The organism is Reichenbachiella sp. (assembly GCF_965233835.1).
Classification (GTDB): domain Bacteria; phylum Bacteroidota; class Bacteroidia; order Cytophagales; family Cyclobacteriaceae; genus Reichenbachiella.
Map to the genome: position 1 here is coordinate 4,486,541 of NZ_OZ247585.1, position 23,393 is coordinate 4,509,933.

The 23,393-nt window shown below is 40.3% G+C and carries 17 protein-coding genes and 1 tRNA gene; 8 read left to right on the plus strand and 10 right to left on the minus strand.

The annotated features are described in order from the left end of the window. Positions 1-96: 96 nt before the first annotated feature. The 3 genes from ACO6S2_RS19005 to ACO6S2_RS19015 all read right to left on the minus strand — a co-directional run bounded on the left by ACO6S2_RS19005 (position 97) and on the right by ACO6S2_RS19015 (position 6,633). Positions 97-1,473 (minus strand): sulfatase, encoded by a 1,377-nt coding sequence (locus tag ACO6S2_RS19005; protein WP_422360143.1) that lies wholly within the window; start codon positions 1,471-1,473, stop codon positions 97-99. Positions 1,474-1,592: 119 nt separating this feature from the next. Then, positions 1,593-2,450 (minus strand): AraC family transcriptional regulator, encoded by an 858-nt coding sequence (locus tag ACO6S2_RS19010; RefSeq protein WP_422360144.1) that lies wholly within the window; start codon positions 2,448-2,450, stop codon positions 1,593-1,595. Between the two features lie 157 nt (positions 2,451-2,607). Next, a complete protein-coding gene (locus ACO6S2_RS19015; RefSeq protein ID WP_422360145.1) occupies positions 2,608-6,633 on the minus strand; it encodes a response regulator in 4,026 nt (1,341 codons plus the stop codon). A 257-nt stretch (positions 6,634-6,890) separates the two neighbouring features. On the opposite strand from ACO6S2_RS19015, the gene ACO6S2_RS19020 reads away from it, so the two are divergent. Together ACO6S2_RS19020 and ACO6S2_RS19025 are read left to right on the plus strand one after the other, a co-directional pair. Next, positions 6,891-8,771 carry a CRTAC1 family protein gene (locus ACO6S2_RS19020; protein ID WP_422360146.1) on the plus strand — a complete coding sequence of 627 codons (1,881 nt, stop codon included), beginning with the start codon at positions 6,891-6,893 and terminating at the stop codon, positions 8,769-8,771. 134 nt (positions 8,772-8,905) lie between these two features. After that, positions 8,906-10,366, plus strand: a complete 1,461-nt coding sequence (locus ACO6S2_RS19025) for a family 16 glycosylhydrolase (RefSeq protein ID WP_422360147.1) — start codon at positions 8,906-8,908, stop codon at positions 10,364-10,366. Between the two features lie 321 nt (positions 10,367-10,687). Here the strand turns inward: ACO6S2_RS19025 and ACO6S2_RS19030 are convergent, their stop codons facing one another. The 5 genes from ACO6S2_RS19030 to ACO6S2_RS19050 all read right to left on the minus strand — a co-directional run bounded on the left by ACO6S2_RS19030 (position 10,688) and on the right by ACO6S2_RS19050 (position 15,386). Beyond that, the gene (locus ACO6S2_RS19030) at positions 10,688-12,127 is read right to left on the minus strand and encodes a sulfatase-like hydrolase/transferase (RefSeq protein ID WP_422360148.1); all 1,440 of its coding nucleotides are present in this window, start codon (positions 12,125-12,127) and stop codon (positions 10,688-10,690) included. Between the two features lie 9 nt (positions 12,128-12,136). Continuing rightward, a complete protein-coding gene (locus ACO6S2_RS19035) occupies positions 12,137-13,774 on the minus strand; it encodes a sulfatase (RefSeq protein ID WP_422360149.1) in 1,638 nt (545 codons plus the stop codon). A 337-nt stretch (positions 13,775-14,111) separates the two neighbouring features. Next, positions 14,112-14,195, minus strand: a tRNA-Leu gene (locus ACO6S2_RS19040). Between the two features lie 109 nt (positions 14,196-14,304). Continuing rightward, positions 14,305-14,601 (minus strand): putative quinol monooxygenase, encoded by a 297-nt coding sequence (locus ACO6S2_RS19045; RefSeq protein WP_422360150.1) that lies wholly within the window; start codon positions 14,599-14,601, stop codon positions 14,305-14,307. Next, positions 14,598-15,386 (minus strand): SAM hydrolase/SAM-dependent halogenase family protein, encoded by a 789-nt coding sequence (locus tag ACO6S2_RS19050; RefSeq protein ID WP_422360151.1) that lies wholly within the window; start codon positions 15,384-15,386, stop codon positions 14,598-14,600. Before ACO6S2_RS19050 ends, ACO6S2_RS19045 begins: the two co-directional genes overlap by 4 nt. A 70-nt stretch (positions 15,387-15,456) precedes the next feature. Between ACO6S2_RS19050 and ACO6S2_RS19055 the strand changes: the two genes are divergently transcribed. Then, positions 15,457-16,398, plus strand: coding sequence for a PhoH family protein (locus tag ACO6S2_RS19055; RefSeq protein WP_422360152.1), 942 nt, complete (start codon positions 15,457-15,459; stop codon positions 16,396-16,398). 66 nt (positions 16,399-16,464) lie between these two features. After that, complete coding sequence (locus tag ACO6S2_RS19060) at positions 16,465-18,567, plus strand: ComEC/Rec2 family competence protein (RefSeq protein ID WP_422360153.1); 2,103 nt, start codon at positions 16,465-16,467, stop codon at positions 18,565-18,567. Here ACO6S2_RS19060 and ACO6S2_RS19065 read toward each other — a convergent pair. Continuing rightward, on the minus strand, positions 18,532-18,927 hold the full coding sequence (locus ACO6S2_RS19065) for a TerB family tellurite resistance protein (RefSeq protein WP_422360154.1): 396 nt from the start codon (positions 18,925-18,927) through the stop codon (positions 18,532-18,534). The genes ACO6S2_RS19060 and ACO6S2_RS19065 overlap by 36 nt on opposite strands. A 64-nt stretch (positions 18,928-18,991) precedes the next feature. On the opposite strand from ACO6S2_RS19065, the gene ACO6S2_RS19070 reads away from it, so the two are divergent. From ACO6S2_RS19070 to ACO6S2_RS19085, 4 genes are read left to right on the plus strand one after another with little or no spacing between them, the layout of a single operon-like run. Next, positions 18,992-19,585, plus strand: coding sequence for an ACP phosphodiesterase (locus ACO6S2_RS19070; RefSeq protein ID WP_422360155.1), 594 nt, complete (start codon positions 18,992-18,994; stop codon positions 19,583-19,585). Further along, positions 19,582-20,019: a hypothetical protein gene (locus ACO6S2_RS19075; RefSeq protein WP_422360156.1), complete on the plus strand. Its 438-nt coding sequence runs from the start codon at positions 19,582-19,584 to the stop codon at positions 20,017-20,019. The genes ACO6S2_RS19070 and ACO6S2_RS19075 overlap by 4 nt, the downstream gene beginning before the upstream one ends. Beyond that, entirely contained in the window at positions 20,016-20,390 is a 375-nt protein-coding gene (gene crcB / locus ACO6S2_RS19080) for a fluoride efflux transporter CrcB (RefSeq protein ID WP_422360157.1), read from the plus strand. The genes ACO6S2_RS19075 and crcB overlap by 4 nt, the downstream gene beginning before the upstream one ends. Positions 20,391-20,396: 6 nt before the next feature. After that, the gene (locus ACO6S2_RS19085; RefSeq protein WP_422360158.1) at positions 20,397-22,295 is read left to right on the plus strand and encodes a CocE/NonD family hydrolase; all 1,899 of its coding nucleotides are present in this window, start codon (positions 20,397-20,399) and stop codon (positions 22,293-22,295) included. A 171-nt stretch (positions 22,296-22,466) separates the two neighbouring features. Here ACO6S2_RS19085 and ACO6S2_RS19090 read toward each other — a convergent pair whose 3' ends face one another. Then, positions 22,467-23,393, minus strand: coding sequence for a DMT family transporter (locus ACO6S2_RS19090; protein ID WP_422360159.1), 927 nt, complete (start codon positions 23,391-23,393; stop codon positions 22,467-22,469).

Here is a 23,393-nt window from a genome sequence, read left to right on the forward strand (position 1 = left end):
AAAGCGCCCTAAAAAAGTGTTAACTCTTTTTAGACGCTTTCACATATTAACCCAAATATCTTTACTTCTCAATACCCATTCAATTCTTCATAAATACTATCTGTATTTATCCATTCTGTCAATATCGTATTTTTCATATTTTCTATCCAGAAGCCATAAAGGCCGCTCAAGTGTAAGCTCCCACTCGAAAAGTTTCTTATACATGGCTCTTAACTTTTCTGGATATTGTCCGGCCAAATCATTGTGTTCGGCTATGTCTTGCGATAGATCAAAGAGTTCTGCCGGACGGTCCGGCATTCTTATTAGTTTCCAGTCACCTTCTCTTATCACTGCTCTGGTTTCTTTCTTCCAATAGAGTGTTTGGTGTGGTCGCTCTTGATTGACACCTTTGAGAAATGGAAGCAGATCTACCCCATCTATGTCTGACAATTCAGACTGATTTCCTCCAGCGGCCAAATAGAATGTAGGCAGTAGGTCGAGCGTACTCACCGGATAGTTGTATGTAGACTTCTTCTCGATCTGATCTGGCCAGCTCATCACAAATGGTACTCTTATACCGCCTTCCAGATGATTTGATTTGGTGCCGCTCAATGGTTTGTTTACCGAGGCATTCTTATCTGTTGGGCCACCGTTGTCATTGGTAAATACTACAATGGTGTTATCAGATAGACCTAGAGATTTTAGCTCATCCAGTACTCTACCGCAAGCCCGGTCCATGGCCAACGTCATTGCTGCTAGCTCCTGCCTCTTGCCTCCCAGTTTCGGAAACTTCATTAAATCTTCTTCAATCGCTTCCATTGGGGTATGCACCGCGTTGAAAGCTAAATAAATAAAGAATGGCTTCTCTTTGTTCTTCTGCATGAAGCTTACCGCTTCATCAGCCAGTACATCTGTCACATATCCCTTTGGCTCTTCATACTGTCCAAAGCCCCGCTCCATTCTTTTGTCGTGGTGAATCTTTTCCGTATTCTTATATTCGAAGTAGCTTCTATCCCCTCCTCTAAACCCATAAAATTCATCAAATCCTCTCTTGAGTGGATGAAACCTATCGGCATCTCCCAAGTGCCATTTGCCATATACCGCAGTTTTATATCCCAGCTTTTTCAAATAATCAGCCATGGTGATCTGGTTCAACGGCAAGCCCATATCATCTCCCAAGAGGCCTGAATTTTTACTCATATAACCAGGCACGTTGATTTCTTCGTAGCCAAATCTCTGCTGATACTTTCCGGTAATAAGCCCGGCTCGCGATGGCCCGCAAGTGGCATCAGATACATAACCTTGAGAAAACACTACACCGCTTTTTGCCAAAGCATCTAGATGTGGTGTCTTCATTTCTTTACTTCCCTGAAACCCGAAGTCAGCATAACCGGCATCGTCAGCAAAAATTAATATGATGTTTGGCTGAGTGTTTTGTCCAAAAGCGCAGACTGATAAAATCACTCCTAATACAACGGTAAATATTTTATTCATATGTTCTCTCTTTTCCATAGGCAAGCGCTGCCATACCAATTTATCCAACAAAAATCTAAATTAATCAGATGGAAGACGCTGCTGTGTTTAACCCAATTCAGCACTCAGTTACCTTAATGTTAAACAGCCAACCTATAGTCCGAAGGAGTTCTTCCCATGATTTGTTTGAATTGTTTGTTGAAATTGGTGATGGTATTAAACCCAACCATGTAACAAACTTCTGATACTGGCACTTGTTCTTGGATAAGTAATCTGGAGGCGTTCTTGATCCGAACTTCATTCAAAAATCTTGTGAATGACTTATTTGTCATCCGCTTAAAGAATCTACAAAAAGAGTTGGTGGTCATACAAGCCACATCTGCAATATCTTCAAGCGTAATGTCATTCACATAATTATCAGATATATACTTCAACACTCTATCAATTCGATCTGGGTTCTCGTTGGTAGACTGTCTCATGTCAGAGGTAGATAATAATGCCCTTTCCTGAATAAGAGAAAGTGAGTCCAACATACCTAACAATTTAATTGACTGTTGAACAGGAGATAGATTAGGAAGATTGAGTAACGTAGAATGAAATGCTCTACTTTGTTCTTGATCAAAGTAAACACCGAATTTTGATGAGGAGAGTAGCTGATTAATTTTAGAAAACTCGGGTCTATCAAACATACCTTCACCCAGTAGTTCTCTAGTAAACTTGATTACAATAGTTTTTACTCTATCATTATTTCCCTTCTTTTGATATGAAGTATCGTTTCTCCATAGATGCGGAAGGTTTGGTCCTACAAGTACGAGCTCGCCCGGGCTAAAATGTGACACATTGTCTCCCACAAATCGAGTTCCGAAGCTTTGCGAAATGTATATCAATTCGTATTGTGCGTGATAGTGCCAAACCGAATCCAAACAAGGCACTTCTCGTTTGATAATTTTAAGTGGAGCATCGACAATTCCCTCAGTGTTGTTAGCTAGTAGTCTCATGATTTTGTGATCATATTTGTAAGATCAAAGATGAATCAAGATCAAAAAAGCTGAGATTCTTAGCGTGTCAAAGGTGTCACTTTGCGTGTCAAATCACATATTAGCACCTGCCAAAGCGCATATTTGGCTGTTTTCAAAAACAGGAACTTCACCATCCTCAGGCTCCTCTGTATTCATTTGGACTCTGGCCATACTGCTCTTTAAATACTTTAGTGAAGTAGGCTCTGTTTTTGAAGCCTGTTTTGTAACACACTTCTTGTACGGTGAATCGCTGGGTCTTTAAAAATTCAGCTGCCTTTTTCAGTCGATAGGTTCTAATCAGTTCTTGAGGAGTATGATTGGTGATAGCTTTCACCTTTCTAAACAATTGGCTTCTGCTCATATACAATTCCTGAGCAAACTGTTCGAGATCAATATTTTCATTGTCTAGGTGTTCTTCCAAGAGCTTATATATCCTTTCTATAAAGACCTTATCATTCTGATTGAACTTCTTTTTATCCAGTGAAAGGACATCATCCATTTGAAAACGTTCTCGGAGTTTTTGTCTCGTATCAAGTATGCTTTTGACACTGGCTATAAGGTGACGCATCTCAAATGGCTTGGTGATGTAAGCATCTGCTCCCATGGCTAAACCTTCTATGGTATCATCAGTGGTAGACCTGGATGTAAGTAATATCACAGGAATATGACTCGTCCTGATGTCTGCCTTTACGTTTTTGCACAATTCCAGACCATTCATCTCCGGCATGAGTATATCACTAATAATAAGGTCCGGCCATTCGCTTTCCATGGCTTCCAGGCATTCTCTCCCATTTTCGAAAGACGTCACATGGAAATACTTAGACAGCACCTCTTGCACAAAAGCTCTCAATTCTTGATTATCCTCAACGTAATACAAATCGATTTCAGCATGCGTGCCACTTTCGATAATATCAGAGAAATCCATCTCACCTGATTTCACCCGCTGCTTTTCTTCGTGACTTTCTGTGGCTAACGCTGCTTCCAAACGTTGTGGGCTAAAAATATCTTCTTGACTATACTGGACCGGAAGTTTTACCAAAAATTTGGTTCCATGCCCAAACTCGCTGATCACTTCTATTTCACCATAGTGAAGCTCGACTAGCATTTTGGACAATTCTAGGCCAATGCCTGAACCCACCGAAAACGCTTCTTCTTTGGAGGATTGGTAAAACCGCTCAAATAAGTGGACCAAATCTTCTTCTTTGATTCCTCGCCCTGTGTCCTGAACCTCGAAAAACAAGCCGTCTTCGTATGTGCCATAAGCAAGGGTGATGGTATCTCCTTTTTTTGTAAACTTAAAGGCATTGTTCAGCAGATTGTTGATCACTACTTCTAGCTTTGACTGATCGGCCAACACGAATAATTGTCGAGCGTCTCCTTCTAACAGCAGTTGTTTTCCAGATTCTTGAGCCAAAGCTTCAAAATCCTGCATTACCTCAGAAACAAACCCAGTAAAATCAAATCCTTGCCTATTCAATTTGAGCAAGTTTTGCTCTCCTTTTCTAAGATCATGCACTTGATCAACCAACTGCAGCATTTTCTTAGATTGCCTTTGAACTAAATCAATGTGCTGAAAAGCATCCTGATTGTTCTGAAACAGATTTTTCAACACGGCAATAGGTCCTAATATCAATGTAAGTGGTGTTCGAAATTCATGTGAGATATTCATAAAGAGTTTCAATCTTGCTGAATCTATCTCTACCACCTTGTCTTTTTCTATCTGCTCCAGCTTCAGTCTATGACTTAAGGAATTCATTCGAAGTAGAGTACTCAATATGATGTAAATAACAACTCCTGAAAAAACTATGTACACCAAATATGCCCATCCCGTTCGCCACAGGGGAGGATTGATGATAATGTACAATGTTCTCGTTTCAGACCATTCGTTTTTACTATTGGTTACTGCCGCTTCGAAAGTGTATTTCCCAGGCGGCAGTAGGCTAAAGTTGGCTATTTTGTTGTGCGAAGGCGTAACCAACCAATTTTCATCTGAAGGTAGGAGACGGTATCTGACATTGTGACTTTCAGTATTAGAATAATGAAGAGAAATCAATTCTATAGAAAAACTACCTTGATCATGGTCCAGAATAATTTCTTCTGTTTTATTCAACAATCGATTTAGGATTACTCTAGAGCCGACGGTGTCTCCTACATGAACCTGCTGATTATGAATCCTAAAATCTCCAAATAGCAACTTTGGTATTTCATTTTTGGTTGGCACTTGTACGGGGTCAAAATATGAGATCCCCTTGTTGCCACCAAATACAAGGGTACCATCAGCCAATTTTGATGAGTATACTTCGAAGCTCGCCGGATAGAGACCGTCTTCTATGGTATAGTTACTAAAGGTCCTTGTCTTTAAATTGAATGAATTGAGGCCCCTGTTGGTCGCTATCCAAAGTGCTCCATTATTATCTGGTTGAAAGGTCATGACATCGTTGTCATCCAGACCGTCAATTTCCCGGTAGGTCCTAAAGTGAAATTGGTCTTCTTGTGCAATAAGCTGACTGATACCTCCTTCAACCGAGCCAATCCAAAGTTGACCATTTTTCAACCGCTTGATGGAAGTGACGTAGTAACTAGGGAAACTTTGTGGATTGTTTTGTTCGGGAACAAAACTCTTCCAACGTAAGTTGTATAATGACTCATTTATTGATGATAGCCTGATGAGACCATCATTTACAGTGCCTAGCCAGATCAAGTCTTCTAATGGGTCAGCATAAATCACGTTTACCAATAAATTGCCTTCAATCGCCGATGATCCAAAGTCACTAAATGTCTCCCCTTCCGTCACTTCACCATCTTCATTCAAGGTTATTCTGTATAGAGCCCTAAACCCAGCAATCCAAAGTCTACCTTGACGATCTTCTGCGAAAGCTCGGGCTCTAGCATGTTCCAGTTCAGGCATGGACTCTGAAGACAACAATTGCCAAGAGTCCGTTCTTTCGTTTTGGAAGTAGATTCCGGGATCTCTGCTACCCAGGTAGATTGTTCCATTCTTAGATTGAAATGCTCTGGTAAAGTATCTTTCACCTAGGTCTGCTGGTCCAATTTCATTCACTTCACCAGAATTAACATCAAAAGTTTTACATGTATTCACATTCAAAGTGGCCAAAATGCGATGATCATCAATGGTGATCAAATTGATCACTTGACTGGAGGTATTAGCGGCATCTTCATCCTTAGTTTTTAGGCTCGAAAATCTAAATACTCTCTCTTTGGTTCTAAACTTGAATAACCCTTGATTAAAACTACCAATCCATCCTCCACCAGAGTCGTCTATTATCAAACTACTGATGCGAGTGAACTCATCACTAAACACATAATCTCTTAAATCAAATTGATTTTTAAGCAATTGATCGGGTTTGGATATCATGCTTATCACATTGTTACTTTTGGTGAGCCACAGATGTCCCGCATCATCCATACTCAGCTGAGTATAGCCTCTTCCACCCAAGACGGACTTCTTTCTAGTAAAATTCGGCATCCCTTGTTCGAAGTTGATGGATAAAATTTCCACCTGCCAATTGGTCAAAACGTATACAAAACCTTCTTTGCCATGCGCAACATCTGAGCAAGGCCCTATCTGATCAGAAAGAATCGCGGTGAATTTCCTGAGCTGCGTATCAAAACGAAAGAGTCCCTGATTAGAGGCCAATAGAAAATATCTATCGGTCAGCATGTCCATGTTATTGACCGTAAACGATGAAAGGTCTACGCCTTCGGGCAAAAATCGCCCAACAAACTCATAATTTGATTTATTGAATAGCAGCACTCCCTGCGATTCAGTATTGCAAATGATAAATGAACTTGTCTGGTCAATTTTATTGATAATGGGCCCGGCCATTCTTCGGTTCTGATCGCTGTTCGAATAAATCTGAACAAACCGATCAGTCGTGTAATTGTACATAGACAAACCTCTTTCCGTACCGATCAGAATATTGCCATTGGAGTCCTGCAACAAGGATTGAATACGACTGCTAGTAAGTGGCCCGTTAGAATTCTCTGTATTAAAAGTTTTGAACTCATAGCCATCATATATGTTGAGGCCTTTGAATGTACCTACCCATACCAGACCATTGTGATCTTCGATCAAAGAAGTAACACCAAAATGTGAAAGACCATCCTCAGTCGTCAGGTGTTTAGTAATGTCGATTTTCACCTGATTTTGTTGAGCAACAAGCCGATTTTGTATCAGGAAGAAAACAATACAAATAATTAACCGAATCATGTACGACATTAGTTTGAATCAATCACATTAGCTGTCAAATATATAGTGATAGCTTATCAAAAAACAACAGGTGAACGCAGACATGGAGATAAAAACGTGCTAAGTATTGATAAAGTACGAGTATTCCATTTGAATTAAAATCTTCAAACTTGTGGTAGATAAAGGATTTGGTTCCCATGAATAACTATATGAAAAAATTCTCCCTAGCAATTTCGATAAACGCACTAGCGATAACTAGCTTATTTCTTTTTAGCACCAATAGTGTCGCTCAAGGCCAACCAGCAAAAGTAACTCAATCATTTACGGAAGTCATCAAAGCATTTCCTGTAGAAGAAAAGAATCGCCGAAAATGGGATGCACCAGTTGTAGCCGATCTGGATCAGGATGGCTACCCAGACCTGCTACTCAACGACCACGGCTATGGGGTGAGTGTGGCCTGGAACAATCAAGGAAAATTCGCCAAACCCTATGACATTATCATGGGAGATATGCATGGTGTCTCTGCTGGCGATTTCGACCAAGACGGCAAGATTGAAATCATCATTTCCAGAGGTGGCGGTAGCGGTTCTAATGCTCGAAATTCAAGAATTTTCAAAGTGCAAAAGGATAGGGCTATCTCTCCCATTGCTAATTTCAAAGAGCCACTTGCCCTGATGCGAGGTAGGACGGTGAAGTTTGTAGATGGTGATAATGATGGATATTTAGACCTGCTCAACTTTGCCTTTCCGGACAAGAACAAAAAAGGCGAAAGCGAAAATTATATCTACAAAAACGATAAGAACGGACAGTTGATTTTGCACAGCCACCTCCCTGCGATTAAAAGAAATGGACAAAAAGTATTGTTATCTGATTTTAATGACGACGGTACCCAAGACATTATACTTTATGGCCATGGGACAGTTAAAGCCTATCAAGGCAACGGAGATCTAACCTACGAAGAAGTGAGTAATTCCATCCTTCCAGGTGAAATTGAAGATGTGTTTGGCATAATAGAATTGGATTACGATAACGACGGAGATATGGATTTGTATTTGGCCAGAGGTCAAGAGTTTAAAAAGAGAGAGACTTTCTATGATCAAGATTCAAAGACATGGGGATTCTTCACTACTAGGGGGGCGTTTCAATTTGAAGATCTCCAAACCGGAGATGTGCTAGAAATAGAAAACTACCAAGCCCAATGGCCTGTCAATGACGAAGTTTTCTTAGCCGAGACAGGTTACAACTATGTGTTTGAAGGAGAAACTCATTCTGGCAAAGACATGAAATTGGTGAGCAGTGATATCTTAGGATTCCCGGATTCTCTGTCGAAAAAAGGTTTGTATGTTGGGTTTGTAGGTAATGAATCCTGGCGATTGGCTGGCAACATCTGGTCACCTACGACTGGCATTGTATATGGAGTAGCAGCCTACCCTGCTATGAATCACCATCCAGGTTTCAATGATATTTTACTTGAAAACAAAAACGGAAAATTCGTTGATGTAACCGCCAGTGCAAAACTTCAATTCAAGGCACACTCCATGGGTGTGACAACCGCCGATTTGGACAATAATGGTTTTCAGGACATCGTGATTACCTCTCGTGGCGATCTGGTTCACCCGGTAACCTACCAGGTGTACATGAATATGCGCGAGCGTGGTTTTGAAAAATTAGAAAATCATGGAATAACCTCAACCGAGCTCGGTGCAATCGGAATGGCAATAACCACCGTAGACTATGATCTAGATGGAAAAGTAGATGTGGTAGCTGGAAATGAACGTGGTCGGTGGCATTTATACAAAAATGAATTTGCAACCGCCAATGAGAACAATTTTCTCACGATCTATGCGGGCAATAGTCCAAAATCAAAGGCCTCACCATTGGGTGCCCGAATTGAGCTAAAAGGATGTGAGCGACAAGTTCGTGTAGTAGGTGCTACCGGTGCTGCCTATTCATTAGATCATAATCCATTAGTCCACTTTGGCGTAGGTACTTGCACGAAAGCTCAAAAACTAAAAGTGCGCTGGAGCAATGGTGAAGTACTAGAGAAGTCGATAAAAACCACAAATCAGCAAATTAAGGTGGGCATTTAGTCAAGCTAAGACAAGTTTCTCTTCGCATGGGGTAAAATCGTGGAATAAGTTGATGGTGAAAAACACGAATTTGCCATAAATACATTCTTGAAATTATCAGGCTGATTGGTATCAGCCATAAAACAATACGAGCTATGCATGTGATGAAATTATTGACACTTGTCGCCACCTATATTTTCATATCAACGACCGCCCTTTTCGCTCAGGATTATCCACTCTCTGATCCTGATAATACTGGCAAATGGATCCTCAACGGTGATTTTAGTGATGAGTTTGAAGCAGATACACTCAACCGTTCTCGATGGCACCTGCAAGGAGAGTACCTGCCTGGCTGTGAAGGAGACGCCTGCCGAGACGGCATTTACTACAATGGGTTTAAAGGAAGGTGGCCAGCACAATTTTCGAAAGACAATGCATGGTTAGCTCAAGGCAAATTGATTCTAGAGACCAGATGGGATTCAGATTTCAATTTTTTGAATGACTGTGATGACGGAAACACTGAATATTGTTACGGTAAAGACCTTGATGGCAATGCGCTGCCTATCACCACCGCAGGGGTCAATACCCTCAAGCAATTTACTTACGGCTATATGGAAATATCTAGCAAAGCAGCTGACGCAGAAATCACGAGTGCATTTTGGACCATAGGGAGTGGTGCCGAAATTGATATGTTTGAGATGTTTGGAAAATACGAGCCAGCAGCAAAAAAACATAAAGAAAAGGAACTAAAATTTAACATGATTGAGTGGGCTACTGGATTTGAGCCCAGGTTCGACACTTTTATTCCTACTGATTGGCGAGTAGCCGATGATTTTCATGTCTACGGTTTTGAGTGGGATGACAAATCAATTTCTGTCTATCTCGATGGAGAATTTGTGCAAACATTCACTGCAGCAGACTTCAATAAAGGAGAAGGAACGGATTGGTTTTTTACAGGTTCTCAAAGGCTATGGGTAGACCAGGAGTGCTTTCCATGGAACGGCCTCCCAAACGAAGAGGACCTGCCTGCACAATACGAAATTGAATACATTCGTGTCTGGCAAAAAGAAAATCAAATAGAGGATCAAACCGCACCTATTCTATCTGATTTAGATATTACCCTAGCTGAAACTGGTGGGCAAGTGTCTGCTATCACCAGTGAACAAGCACAAGTATATATGGTACCAGAAGGAACCGCCAAAGATTTGGATGAAATCAAAGCCAAAGATACAAACCCTCACGTATCCAATGAAGGACTCGCTACCGTAGAAACACGCGGCTATGACCCTAACCGATACATCCTATACGCCGTAGACTGGGCTGGCAATATCAGCGAAGCTTCTGCAGCATTTAAGGTAGAGAGTGCTCCTGTACTTGACATTGATCAGAGAAATTCAAATTGGCTATTGGCTCCAAACCCTGCCAGGTCTGAGATCAAAATACTGGGATTAGAACGGTATGCTTTGGATAGTTTAGATTTTCACAACACCATGGGACAAACATTTAGATTACCTGTTATAGGAAATAACATGATCAATGTTGAAACCCTACCTACGGGGATATATCTCATTAACGCACCACACCAGTCGCCTATCAAATTTGTTAAGGTAAACTAAAATAATGATCCATCATGGTTGATACCAACCATGATGGATTCTTCCGTTCATCTAAACTTACTCTTTCGCATTTTCATGCAATAAAGGAGTCATTCTTTTGCCTCAAAATAAGTACAATACTCCTTGGCAATAGATTAAGATCCCGGAGATAAACAACTTCAATTTTTACACAAGAGACATTTGAATCCACTCAATACATTTGGTCTAGATAACCGCTCCATTCATTGGTATACCAACGTGGCTAGTATGATGTAACAGGACAAAAAAAAAGGCCTAAGTTACTCACTTAGGCCACCCCTTATTCCAGACTAAACTGTTTCATTAATCAATTTCGAAAACTCCATGAAATTCGGCCATTTCCTTTTCAGACCAATCCTCCCTCAAAGATTCTGGGTCGAACCAGAGAGGTTCTGCATGCGTTTGGCTCCAAAGTTCAGCTCGCTCCACCATGGTTTTCAATCTTTCTTTGTTGCCCGCCGTCAAATCTATATTCTCAGACAAATCGGTCTGAACGTTGTATAATTTCCATGGCTCTTCGTCTTGTTTCAGAATTTTCCAATCGTCCATTCTTGCCCCCACATCGCTATACCCTGGCCAATGTCTCATTACATAGATCATTTCGCCAGGTCTTGCGCTGGTGTTGGTCGTTATGCCCTCCCAAATATTTTTACCATCCAGCGGCTCGTCTTTTGCTATAGTCGATTGGGCCAGATGTACAAACGTCGGGTAGAAATCCAATGCACTGACAGGATGAGAATAGGTAACACCGGATTTAACCTGATTAGGCCAATGAAAGAACATGGGAACTCGGTATCCGCCTTCACTGGTGCTTCCTTTACCTCTTTTCAAGGGATAATTATTAGCCCCTAATTTTAATTTCCCACCATTGTCACTCAAGAAAACGATAAGTGTATTTTCATACTCTCCGCTAGCTTTTAATTGATCAACAAGTCTTTGCACACCTCTATCCACAGCATACACCATGGCCGCATAGGTTTTGCGTTTCTTATCTTGAATATGACTAAACTTGGCCAAATCTTCTTCCTTGGCCTGCAAGGGTGAGTGAGGTGCGTTATAAGCCAAGTATAAAAAGAACGGTTTGTCTTTTTTAGATGCATCAGCAACAAAACGAGCCGCCTCACGAGACAGGGCATCCGTGATGTATTCTGTTTCCCGCTGATCCACTCCATTGCGCTCTAGTGGCTTTAAGTAGTCGAATATCTTTTTTACCCCAGCTTCTTTCTGCCTTTTGTAAGCCGCCTGATATTTCTCTGGAAAATAATCATGTCCTCCACCTAAAAAACCATAAAAGTCGTTAAACCCTCTTTCATTGGGATGAAACTGGGCATTGGCTCCCAAGTGCCACTTTCCGACTATTCCGGTATAGTACCCAGCCTCTTGCAATTCTTCACTCAGAAATTTTTCAGACAGCGGAATGCCATAGCCTTGGTCTTCGCTATTGGCTGGAATATTAAACTGGGAACCAAAAGAATGCGGATATCGACCCGTCAAAAGCCCGGCTCTACTTGGGCCGCAAAAGGGGTGAGCTACATAGGCAGATGAAAAAACAGTGCCTCCAGTGGCCAGCTCATCGATAGCTGGTGTAGTAATGTCAGTGGATCCGTTGAAGCCAACATCTGCATAGCCCAGATCATCGCAAATTATCACGACAATATTGGGTGGATCAATATTTTGTTGAGGCGTTGAAGCACAAGCTTCAAACAAGACCAACCCCAACGTAAAGCACACTAATTTCTGCATTCTATTAATTTATTTAGCAAGGCTACCTTGCCATCCTTTATCCAGTTGTACCAAAAGCTCCTGCACCAACTCCGGATGCTTTGAAGCCACGTTTTTAGTTTCATAGGGATCGGTGGTATGGTCGAACAACTCTACAAATATTGGTTTCTTCGCAAGATTTGTTCGGTCTTTCCAGGCCACCAGCCTATACTGATCAGTTCGCATAGCATAACCCATCAAATCATTTTCGAACAAAAGTCGATCCCACTGATCGCCCATCTGATCCTTTATTTTACCTTCAACATTTTCAATTAGTGGACCAAAATATGTTTCGCGCATGCCTTGCGACAACGGATTGGCTGCCCATTCTCTCAGCGCTGGACTTGGAAACTGACTAAAGGCTGCACGTTTCCATTCGAGACCTGGCTTTTTCAGCAATGGTTTGAAGCTTTGTCCTTCTAAATGATCGGGTAAATCCAACCCAGCCAATTCACTCAGCGTGGGATACATATCAACCAATTCTACCAAAGCGTTTGTCTTTTTTCCTCGGTTCTTATCTGGCATATCTGGTGTCCAAATAATCATCGGTACTCTTGTTCCGATTTCATAGTTGGTGGCTTTACCCCAAATACCCATGTCTCCCAAGTGCCAACCATGATCACTCCAAAGAATAATAATTGTATTCTCTCTTTGTCCTGCGTCGTCTAGTGCCTGAATTACTTTGCCAATTTGTGCATCCACATAACTAACGCATGCTAAGTAGGCATGGCGAAGAGTAAGTGCTAATGAATCATCTATCGGACCATATTTCGGAATACCATATCGCGCCCGAAGTTCAAACGACGGGTGAAGTCCCATCGTAGCTCCATCTGTTGGCGCCTCTGCCTGTCCTGTCAGGGTCAATGCTGAACGATCATACATGTCCCAATATTTCTTAGGGGCCAACCACTCGAGATGTGGTTTTTTCATTCCCAATCCTAGGAAGAATGGTTTCTCTGGATTTTTCTCCAGCATATCTTTCAAGGTAGCAATCGCCAACTCGGCATTGTACCCATCTTCATAAAAATAATCAGGCACCTCGGCACATTCGTAAGCTGGGCCTTTACCTAGTCCATTTCGCGGTGCATTTTTACCATATTTTTCTATGACCTCAGCTCTACTCTTTTTAAAGTAGTCCTGATTTTCTTTCAGTGCATACCCGCCTGGTGAGTTGGCTTTTTTGATTGTCATTTTATCAATGGCAGGTTCACGACTCCAAGACTTTTCTGGATCTGCAAATGCAGGTTTATGATATATTTTTCCGGTATGAACAGCCTCATATCCGTTGTTTATAAAATGCTGCGGAAGTGTTACTATGTTAGGATTAACTTCTCTAAAGTAGGTGAAATTTTCAATTACTTGTATCGTTTCAGGACGTGCTCCTGTCATCAAGCTTGCTCTAGAAGGACTACAAATGGCTTCTTGGCAATAGGCCCTTTCAAACTGTAGACCTTGGGCGGCCAGCGCATCGATATTTGGTGACTTGGCTACCTTAGAACCATAGGTACCAAGCTCAGGTCGTAAGTCATCAATGGCAATAAATAATATGTTTGGTTTTGGCTTTTGTATTGACTTGGAGGCACAGCTTATAGCCATCAGAGCCCAAACCATTAAGAGGATGTTTTTCATAGTTTGTATTTAATCATGTCCATCAGGTCGTTTCAAAACCTAATACAGAACACTACAAAAATGACGAATTCCCCTAACTAACCCATCAATTATATTACCTCCCATTGAGCCATTTTTAACTCTTAAAAGCCAGCTCTGTTTTTAAAACCTTATTTACCTGCGTATGTGATGGATTTAGTTTAAGTATTTTGAAACAAGTATTGAGTACTATTGCAAAATCAATGTCAACTAATAGACTTTACTGGTCACTAACAAGTGAAAATTAAAATTTAAAAATATTTTTGCCACCCTAAAAAGACAAAACCCCTGACAATCAATGGATTATCAGGGGTTTCAGTACCCAGGGCCGGAATCGAACCGGCACGGCCGTGAAGCCACTAGAGTTTGAGTCTAGCGCGTCTACCAGTTCCGCCACCTGGGCTTGTGGATGGTCAAAATCACTTTAGTTATTTTGACCTCTGGTAGCCTCTCTTTCAAAAGGGATGCAAACATATCTAAAGATTTTCAAGAAGTCAATAAGAGAAGGCCAATCAATCCAATTTTATTTTTTGAATATATGACTGCGCAATTGGTGGGGCTGCAAATAATCGCTTCGTTTCCGGCCAAACTGCTCCAAATAGCTCCGAATTACGGTATTCATTTAGGTCGTCTTCCTTTTCCCAAATACTGTATGTGGAGAACACATTTTTAGCATGAGCATCAACGAGCAACTGTAAATGTTGACAACCTGGAAAAGATCTAATTTTATCTTTACTATTATCGAATATTTCCAGGAATTGCTCTACAGCTTCTTCCTTGAAAGTCATTCTTACTACTCTTATGATCATGTTTCTAGTGTAAAGTCTATGAATACCTGGTCGCCTATCATGAGACCCAGAAGTTCTGAGCCCCTTCCTTGATTGATGCCAATCTGAAGGCGTCCCATCGAGTTGAAAAGCACAAAACACTCTCCGGAAGTAACATCAGAATAATGATTGTGCAATTGCAAGACTTTCTCCCTTCTGAAATTGATTACATAAGGGAAGTTATCATTGATTTTCCAAATGGCATCAAAGTCCGTCTTCATAATATTGGTAATCAAATTGCCATAATGATCGATGCGAATCACATTACCAGCTATTTGCTTTTTAGTTGCCTTGGCTCTGGAAGGCATCAACCTTTCAATATCCTCTAATCGCTTTCCAAAATCCTGAATGTCCTTTCCGCTGGCTACCTTTCCAGCTAAGGGTCCAAACAGTGTTTTTGCAATAAACGGCGACCGTACTGGCTTAACTCCATTGATATCCACCACGGCTGCGGGTCGCTCATCACTTAGCAACGAAATCAATCCCGAATCTTCTCCAATGAATATATGATTCTCCAATTTGACAGCAACATTTTTAACTATACGCTTCGTAGTATTTGACACTGCAAAAAGGTGCACCGTACCTTCGGGAAAATCTCTAAAAACGGCATCCAATACAAAAGCGGCATGCCCCACATCTCCAACAGCAATCTGATGAGAAATGTCTACAATATTAATGTTTGGGTTTTCTTTCAAGATGCTTGCTTTTACTGCAGCCACGTAATGATCGGATTGCCCGAAATCAGAAAGAAATGTAACGATGGCCATACAAGCTATTGAAAAATCTGTTTATTTTGTCTAGCAAAAATATAATTTGACCGCAAATTAGATACTTCATTTGGTAGAAAAAATTATTACCCTAGAGAACATTCCACTCACTGAGTTTTTGGGTGTTGAAAACCAAAATATCAACGATATTGCCTCGGCTTTTCCAAAGTCGAAAATAGTATCGCGCGGTAACGAAATTCGGATTCAGGGCTCGTCTCCCGAAATCATACAAATCAATGCCATTCTCAATTCCCTGGTCGAACACTATCACAAATTTGGAACGATAACCAATGACCAAATTAAGACCTATCTCAATCAAGAAGAGGACAAATTTGTTGACACAGATGCTGATGTATTGGTCTATGGCACCAAAGGGTTTAAGATTGCACCAAAATCCAAGAACCAAAAAAAGCTGGTTGAAGCTGTCAATAAAAAAGATTTAGTCTTCGCCATTGGTCCTGCCGGTACTGGGAAAACATATATTTCTGTTGCATTGGCGGTTAAGGCATTGAAAGACAGAGATGTCAAAAAAATTATCATAACTCGCCCTGCGGTAGAAGCTGGTGAAAATTTGGGATTTCTGCCTGGAGACCTCAAAGAGAAAATCGACCCCTATTTGCGCCCTATCTATGATGCGCTTCACGATATGGTACCCGGAGAAAAGCTCCGATACTACATGGAAAATGGAGTAATCGAAATTGCACCCTTAGCCTACATGAGGGGTAGAACCTTGAATGATGCGTTCATCTTACTAGATGAGGCCCAAAACACCACACCTATGCAAATCAAAATGTTTTTGACTCGTATGGGACCCAATTCTAAGGTAATTGTAACTGGAGATATGTCCCAGATAGATTTGCCTACCAAACAAAAATCTGGATTAGCCGAATCACTAAAAATTCTAAAAAGCATTAAGGGAATTGGTTTTATAGAGTTAGATGGCAAAGATGTGATACGTCATAAACTAGTACGCTCTATTATTGAGGCCTACGATAAGGAAGAAAACTCATAAAAGCAACTTCCATTTTCTATTAATTAAGTAGATTTAGGTCAGCAGCATTTCAAGATATTTATTGAAATGTTCTTTTGGGCCAACCATCCTTTTCTAAGAATTACTCTGGTGTTTGCACTTGGCATTCTTGCCGCACGCTTTGGTTTACCTACTACGACTAGCACACTCTCCATTCTCTCTTTAACACTGCTTTTCTTTTCTTTGCTAGGAAGGACAATTTTCAAGAAGTCGTCTAACCACCTATGGGGCAATCTTTTGTTGGCTCTCATTTTTCTAATGGGTGCACTACACTATAAGCAAACCAAACTTCGTAATTCGAATGAATTCGGTTTATCCAAATGGACTGAATGTCAGACCTACATCGGAACTCTCAGCTCTTTCCCTAGTGACAAAGAAAAATTTAGAGTCTTCCAAATGGATTTAGTTCTGGGCCTACAAGATTCCTCCTTCGTAAGATCACCGACTCGATTATTACTTTATGAGAGAAAGGACAGCACATTCACGTCCAGTTTAAATTATGGAGATAAGATAGTTATTACTGGTTCCCCATCTCTTTTTCCAAAAGCCAAAAACCCTCACGAGTTTGACTTCAGTAAGTATATGGCAGATCAACATATTCACTTACAGCACTTTGTCTCACCCGATCAAATCAAATTATTAGAAAAAAACCAAGGAAATAAACTAATGAGCGCAGTTTACCGATTGCGATCCCACTTTGAAAAAGTAATCAAAGCACAAGTCAGGGGAGAAAACGAACAAGCTATTGTACTGGCTCTTCTTTTGGGTATCAAAGACCAATTAAACTCTGACACTAAAGCAGCTTATGCCGCAGCTGGTGCTATGCATGTACTTGCTGTTTCGGGGCTTCACGTTTCCATTATTTACTTCATACTTAGCTGGATTCTCAAGGGCATGCCAGCAGGAGACCTCAAGCGGTTCCTCGTTCCAACCGTTAGTATCTCGGCACTTTGGATATATGCTCTGTTGACTGGTTTTTCACCATCAATTCTACGAGCGGTTTCCATGTTTAGCATTATCATATTTGCCCAAATTTTAAACCGAAGAGCTCAAATATTTAACTCATTAGCACTTGCTGCTTTTGTCTTACTCTTAGTGGAACCTTTCTATTTGTTTAATATCGGCTTTCAACTTTCCTTTCTGGCAGTGGCAGGTATAGTATATGTCTATCCAAAAATTTATTCAATTTGGAATATTAAAAATTGGGTTGGTAATTATTTATGGAAATTGACATGCGTTTCCATTGCTGCTCAAATAGCCACTTTCCCACTCAGTTTGTATTATTTCAATCAGTTTCCATCCTATTTTCTTCTGGCCAATATTGTCGTTATCCCAACCGCTTTTGCTGTAATGATACTTGGCATTTCAACTTTAGTTTTAAGTCCCATCGTAGGTTGGATTGGATGGCTACTTGAAAAGCTAACTTTGTTCATGAGTTGGTGCGTCCATCAGGTGGAACAATTGGATGGAAGTGTAATAGACTGGATATACATTTCAGCATTTCAAACCATACTTATCTACTTGATCATCATCGCATTTTTTTCCCTCTTAAAATTTAGAAAAGTAACTTATGCCTGGATCATTTCCCTCGTTATTTTAGCCTTTAGTCTTGACAGAATTTCGTTTATCCTTCACCAATTCAAAGCAAGACAACTCATTTTCTATTCAGCGGGTAGAAACCCAATAGTAGACCGAATACAAAGTTTTAAGGCAGGTTTGGTTTCACCAGACACCCTTTCAAACTTCAGTAGTCAAACGCCACATATTTCACCCTTTAGAATTCATCATCTCTTACCAAAACCGAAACCTCCTCAAATTATATCTACTCAATTAGATGATATCGCCAAGATGGAAGTGTTTGAAGGCAAAAAACTACTCTTCTTTTTCAAGTCTTTTGATGTTGAAGAAATCAAATTTCGTCTTCGTGCAGATATTATAATTATTTCAAATCAGTCCATTCAATCATTAACTGATTTGGAGAAGATTGTTGACTGTAAGCAGGTGATACTCGACAACTCAAACAGTTTCTCTTATACCCAAAAGTTGAGAGCTGAGGCGAAAGCTACGGAAATTGAATTATACAGTTTAAGAGATCAATCACATTCGATCTCTTTATCAAGGAATGAGAAATTCTTGGATTTGCTTTTTTAAAGACTCTTTGTCGGCACAGAGATCTGGATCAGCATAAATTTTCAGCATAAGCTCAAATAATACGTCTTCTTCATATCCAAGTTTGGCAGACATTTTTGCACAAAATTTAATCTCCTCATTATACAGCTTTCCATCAATTTTCATCAGCTGTACAATCGAATAGATCAAATCATATTTTTTGTCATCTGTAAGGGAGGACAAATCTCCAATAGGAAGCTCTTCTTCAAAACACGAAGCTATTTCCTCTTCGGACATGCCATTAGCCTTGCCGACCTCATTGATGAGATCAACCTCCTCCTGTACTACGATGCCATCTACTTTAGCAAGTTGAACAAGAATATTTAGATGTGATTTTGACATGATCAGCTGGTTTTGATTTTAACAAATATAAGAAATCAGAGGAAAAGCCCTATATTATCTTCGAATGAACTATCTATCGCATCTATACCTGTCATTTGGTGACGAACCCATCACGATTGGCAACTTCATTGCGGACTTCGTCAAAGGGAAAAAGTACCTCGAATATCCCTTGGGCGTACAACATGGTATTCTTATTCACCGTGAAATCGATAATTACGCAGACAATCACCCAATATTTTTAGAAGGAAAAAGAAGACTGGCAAAAGAATACCGTCACTATGCAGGTGTGATCATGGATGTTTACTATGATCACTTCTTGTCTAAAAATTGGTCTGATTATTCAGAAGAGGAATTGAAGGTCTTCTGTCAGAGACACTACAAACTTCTTAACGACAACCAATCTCTTCTTCCTGAAAAGTGCAGTTATTTGCTAGGCTATATGGAAACTGGAGATTGGCTATACAACTACCAATTTTTAGAAGGAATTCAATTTGCGCTGAGTGGTATGTCACGGCGAACTTCCTTCAAATCAGGTATGGAAAGAGCTGTAAAAAACCTTACGGAGGACTACGACAGATTCGAATTGGAATTTCAGGCATTTTTTAAAGAAATATTAACCCATATCCATAATTTTACCGATCAAATAAAAAGTAAATGATCGTTTCCAAACCAAAAATCGGCACACTGTTTTCTGTCGGATTATTCATATTCATTGCATTTGGCATATTCATTTATGGAATCGTTCAGATTCAGTCCGCTACCGATAGACTTTGGTGGTATATATTGATTTATACCTCAGGCCCCATCGGGCTTCTTGTTTTGTTGAAAATTCTATTTTCATTAAAAACCATAAAAATTTCCAAAGAAAAGTTCGAAGCCAAGTTTCCTTTCAAGTTTAAAAAAATCTCATTTAGCGGAAAGGATATTGATCATTGGTTTCATACATCGATAAAAACCTATGGTGGACTTTATGAGGAGTTAACGATAAATTTATCTTCTGGCAAACAACTCGTTCTAAGCAAACAAGAAAATACCGAGTATGACAAAACGCTCAACTACCTTAAGAAGAAATTTAAGAAACTAGAAAAATGATCCGATTAGCGCTGTTTGTTGGCCTTGGTGGAATGCTGGGGAGTATCCTAAGATTTTTAATCTCCCAATGGGTGTTAAAATTCACTCCGGGTATTGCACCTTCGGGCACGCTACTTGTCAATGTAATTGGGTCTTTCCTTTTAGGATTTCTCTTTCATTATTTCGGTAAGATGGATCGATCTTATTATGTATTACTCACTTCCGGTTTCTGTGGTGGGTTTACCACTTTTTCCACTTTTAGCGTAGAAAATATTGACCTAATTGTTACCAACAATATGAGTTCGGCCTTCTTGTATATGGGACTTAGTCTCATTCTAGGATTAACCGCCGCAGGATTGGGCTGGTATCTTGGTAAACTCTATTTAGCCTAAAAAATTATGATAAAATCTGCAAACAACTACTTCCTCATTTCAATCATTTGCCTTCTCATATTTTCTGGCTGCAATTCTGAACGAGAACCCTATGTGCCATTTACGGCGGCAGAAGATTCTGCTTTTGTCTATAAGAATTATACAAAAAAGGAAGTTTACATTCCAATGCGAGATGGCACCAGACTGTTTACCGCCATATATACACCAAAAGATTCTTCAGAACAATATCCTATCATCATGTATCGCACACCTTATGCGATTCAGCCGTACGGAGAGAACAACTACAAAATTGACCTAGGCCCCAATATGCGCATGACTCGCGACAAATATATTTTCGTCTATCAAGACGTTCGAGGGAAGCACATGTCAGAAGGTCAATTCGTAGATATGACGCCTCACGAAAGGAGAACCAATGAAAGTCTGGACACCTTCGATACTATTGAGTGGCTTTTGGCCAATGTGAACAACAACAATGGAAAGGTTGGACAATGGGGTATATCATACCCAGGATTCTATACTGCTGCGGGGATGATCAACTCGCATCCAGCGTTGGTCGCTGTTTCGCCTCAGGCACCCATTGCTGACTGGTTTTTCGATGACTTCCACCATCATGGAGCGTTCTTCTACCCCCATGCATTCAACTTCTTCTCAAGTTTTGGCAGACCTCGTCAAGAACCAACTAAAGTGAAAAATGCAAAATTCAAACACGGAACAAATGATGGCTATGCGTTCTTCAAGGCAATGACACCGGTTTCATTGGCTAAAGAAAACTATTTAGGAGACAGTATCTCCTTTTGGAATGATTTGGCAGCTCATCCTAACTATGATGATTTTTGGCAAGACCGAAACATTCTTCCTCACCTAAATAATGTCCATTGTGCTGTACTAACTGTTGGCGGCTGGTTTGATGCGGAAGATCTATACGGACCATTAAAAATTTACGAAACCGTAGAAAAAAACAATCCTGATATCATCAACACTCTGGTAATGGGTCCCTGGAGTCATGGTGGATGGCGCAGAACTGATGGAGATGTCTTAGGTAATGTCCACTTTGGAGCAAAAACATCCAACTTTTACAACGACAGTATTATTGAACCATTTTTCGCGTATCACCTCAAAGGGAAGGGTGATAATAAAATCCCAGAGGCCTACATGTTTCAGACAGGGACCAACGAATGGAAAACCTTTGACGAATGGCCACCTAAAAATTTGAAAAAGGTAAAATTCTATTTCAAAGAAAAAAAGAGATTGTCACAAACTCCTCCCGGAAGTAACCAATTTGGAGTTGATATTTTTGAAAGTGACCCAGCTAATCCGGTTCCTTTCATTTCTTATGATGACATTGGGATGCCTAAGCCATACATGACAGATGATCAGAGTTTTGTAAATGACAGGTCGGATGTACTCTATTATCTCTCGTCACCACTTGAAGAAGATCTAACCATTGCGGGTTCAATTTTGGCCAATTTGGTAGTAAAAACGGATCAAACTGCTGCAGACTGGGTAGTCAAACTCGTTGATGTGTACCCAAGCAGTCATCCTCCGTATCCACATCAACCTGATGTATCTATGAAAAGGTATCATCAAATGGTGAGAAGTGAAGTGATAAGAGGTCGATTTAGAAACAGTTATGAGCATCCCGAACCGTTTGTTCCAAAAAAGGAGGAAGTGATAAAATTACCACTTCAAGATGTATTACACACCTTTAAAAAAGGCCATCAAATCATGGTTCAAGTGCAGAGTTCTTGGTTCCCGATGGTGGATATCAACCCACAAACTTACGTTGAAAACATCTTCGAGGCTCAACCTGAAGAGTTCGTAAAAGCCAAACATTTTGTAGGTAGGTCCGGGGTAGCTCCTTCCTATATTGAGGTGGGCGTGTTAGAAAATGTGGAGAAAAAATAAAACCATCCTGGGTGGGATGGTTTCATCAACTGAATTAGGTCAGTCTGATTTTTGGAATTTTGTGATTCTAAAGTATCGAAAATTTTGGAGGAATCAAACTTTTTTATCGACGAATTAGCTGTTTTCTTCGACAAGTGAAATATACTCTAAGAAAATTATAGTGAATCTTGACTATCTGACAATATCCCTTTTGATATTCTTGCCTTCAAAATATCTTCTTAGTAAAGGGTACATAATAACAGACAACACAATAATTGATGTTCCCCAATAAAAATTGTTGTCCATTTTCTCATCTCCACCAAATAGAAAAACAGCTACAGTTATTCCGTAAACTGGCTCCAGATTAATTGTCAAGTTAATGGCAAACGCCGTCAATCGTTGCATCAACTTCACAGCAATGGAATACGCATAAACGGTACAAATCAAACTCAGTATCAATAGATATATAAAATCTTGACTAGTGAACGTCAAAGTCAAACCATCTTCGACAAACCAATAGCCATACACTGGAAAGAAGAGTACGATGGTGCCACAAGCACCTACCATTTCGTAGTAGGTAATGGTAAAATGATTTTGCTTAGCCACCAGTTTTCCATTGATAACTGTAAAAACTGCCGCCAAAAAAGCAGAGGCAATGGCCACGATGAAGCCCATGGCTGCATCAATTGTAGATTGAAACACCACAACAATCCCAATAACCGAAATAATGGCCACGATAGGTTCGTAAAACTTCACCTTCCGCTTGTTTACAATAGGATCGATAAAACTGGTCCAAAGGGAAGCAGTAGCCATGCCAGCGAGACAAACTGACACATTAGAAATTCGAGCTGCTAAAAAGAAAAGAATCCAATGCACTGCAATAAGCAACCCCGTTCCAAGGATGATCCACAATTCCTTTCTCGGCACCTGAATAGGGAGTTTCCTCCATTTCAAAAGAATAAACAATCCGACACTGGCCATCAGCGTTCTATAGAAAACTACCTCAACAGGCGGTATTTCTATCAATTTGCCTAGAATAGCAGTAAATCCCCAAATGAACACGATAAAGTGTAATTGAAGGTAAGCACTTAAAGTAGAAGGCATTTTATCGGCCGACAT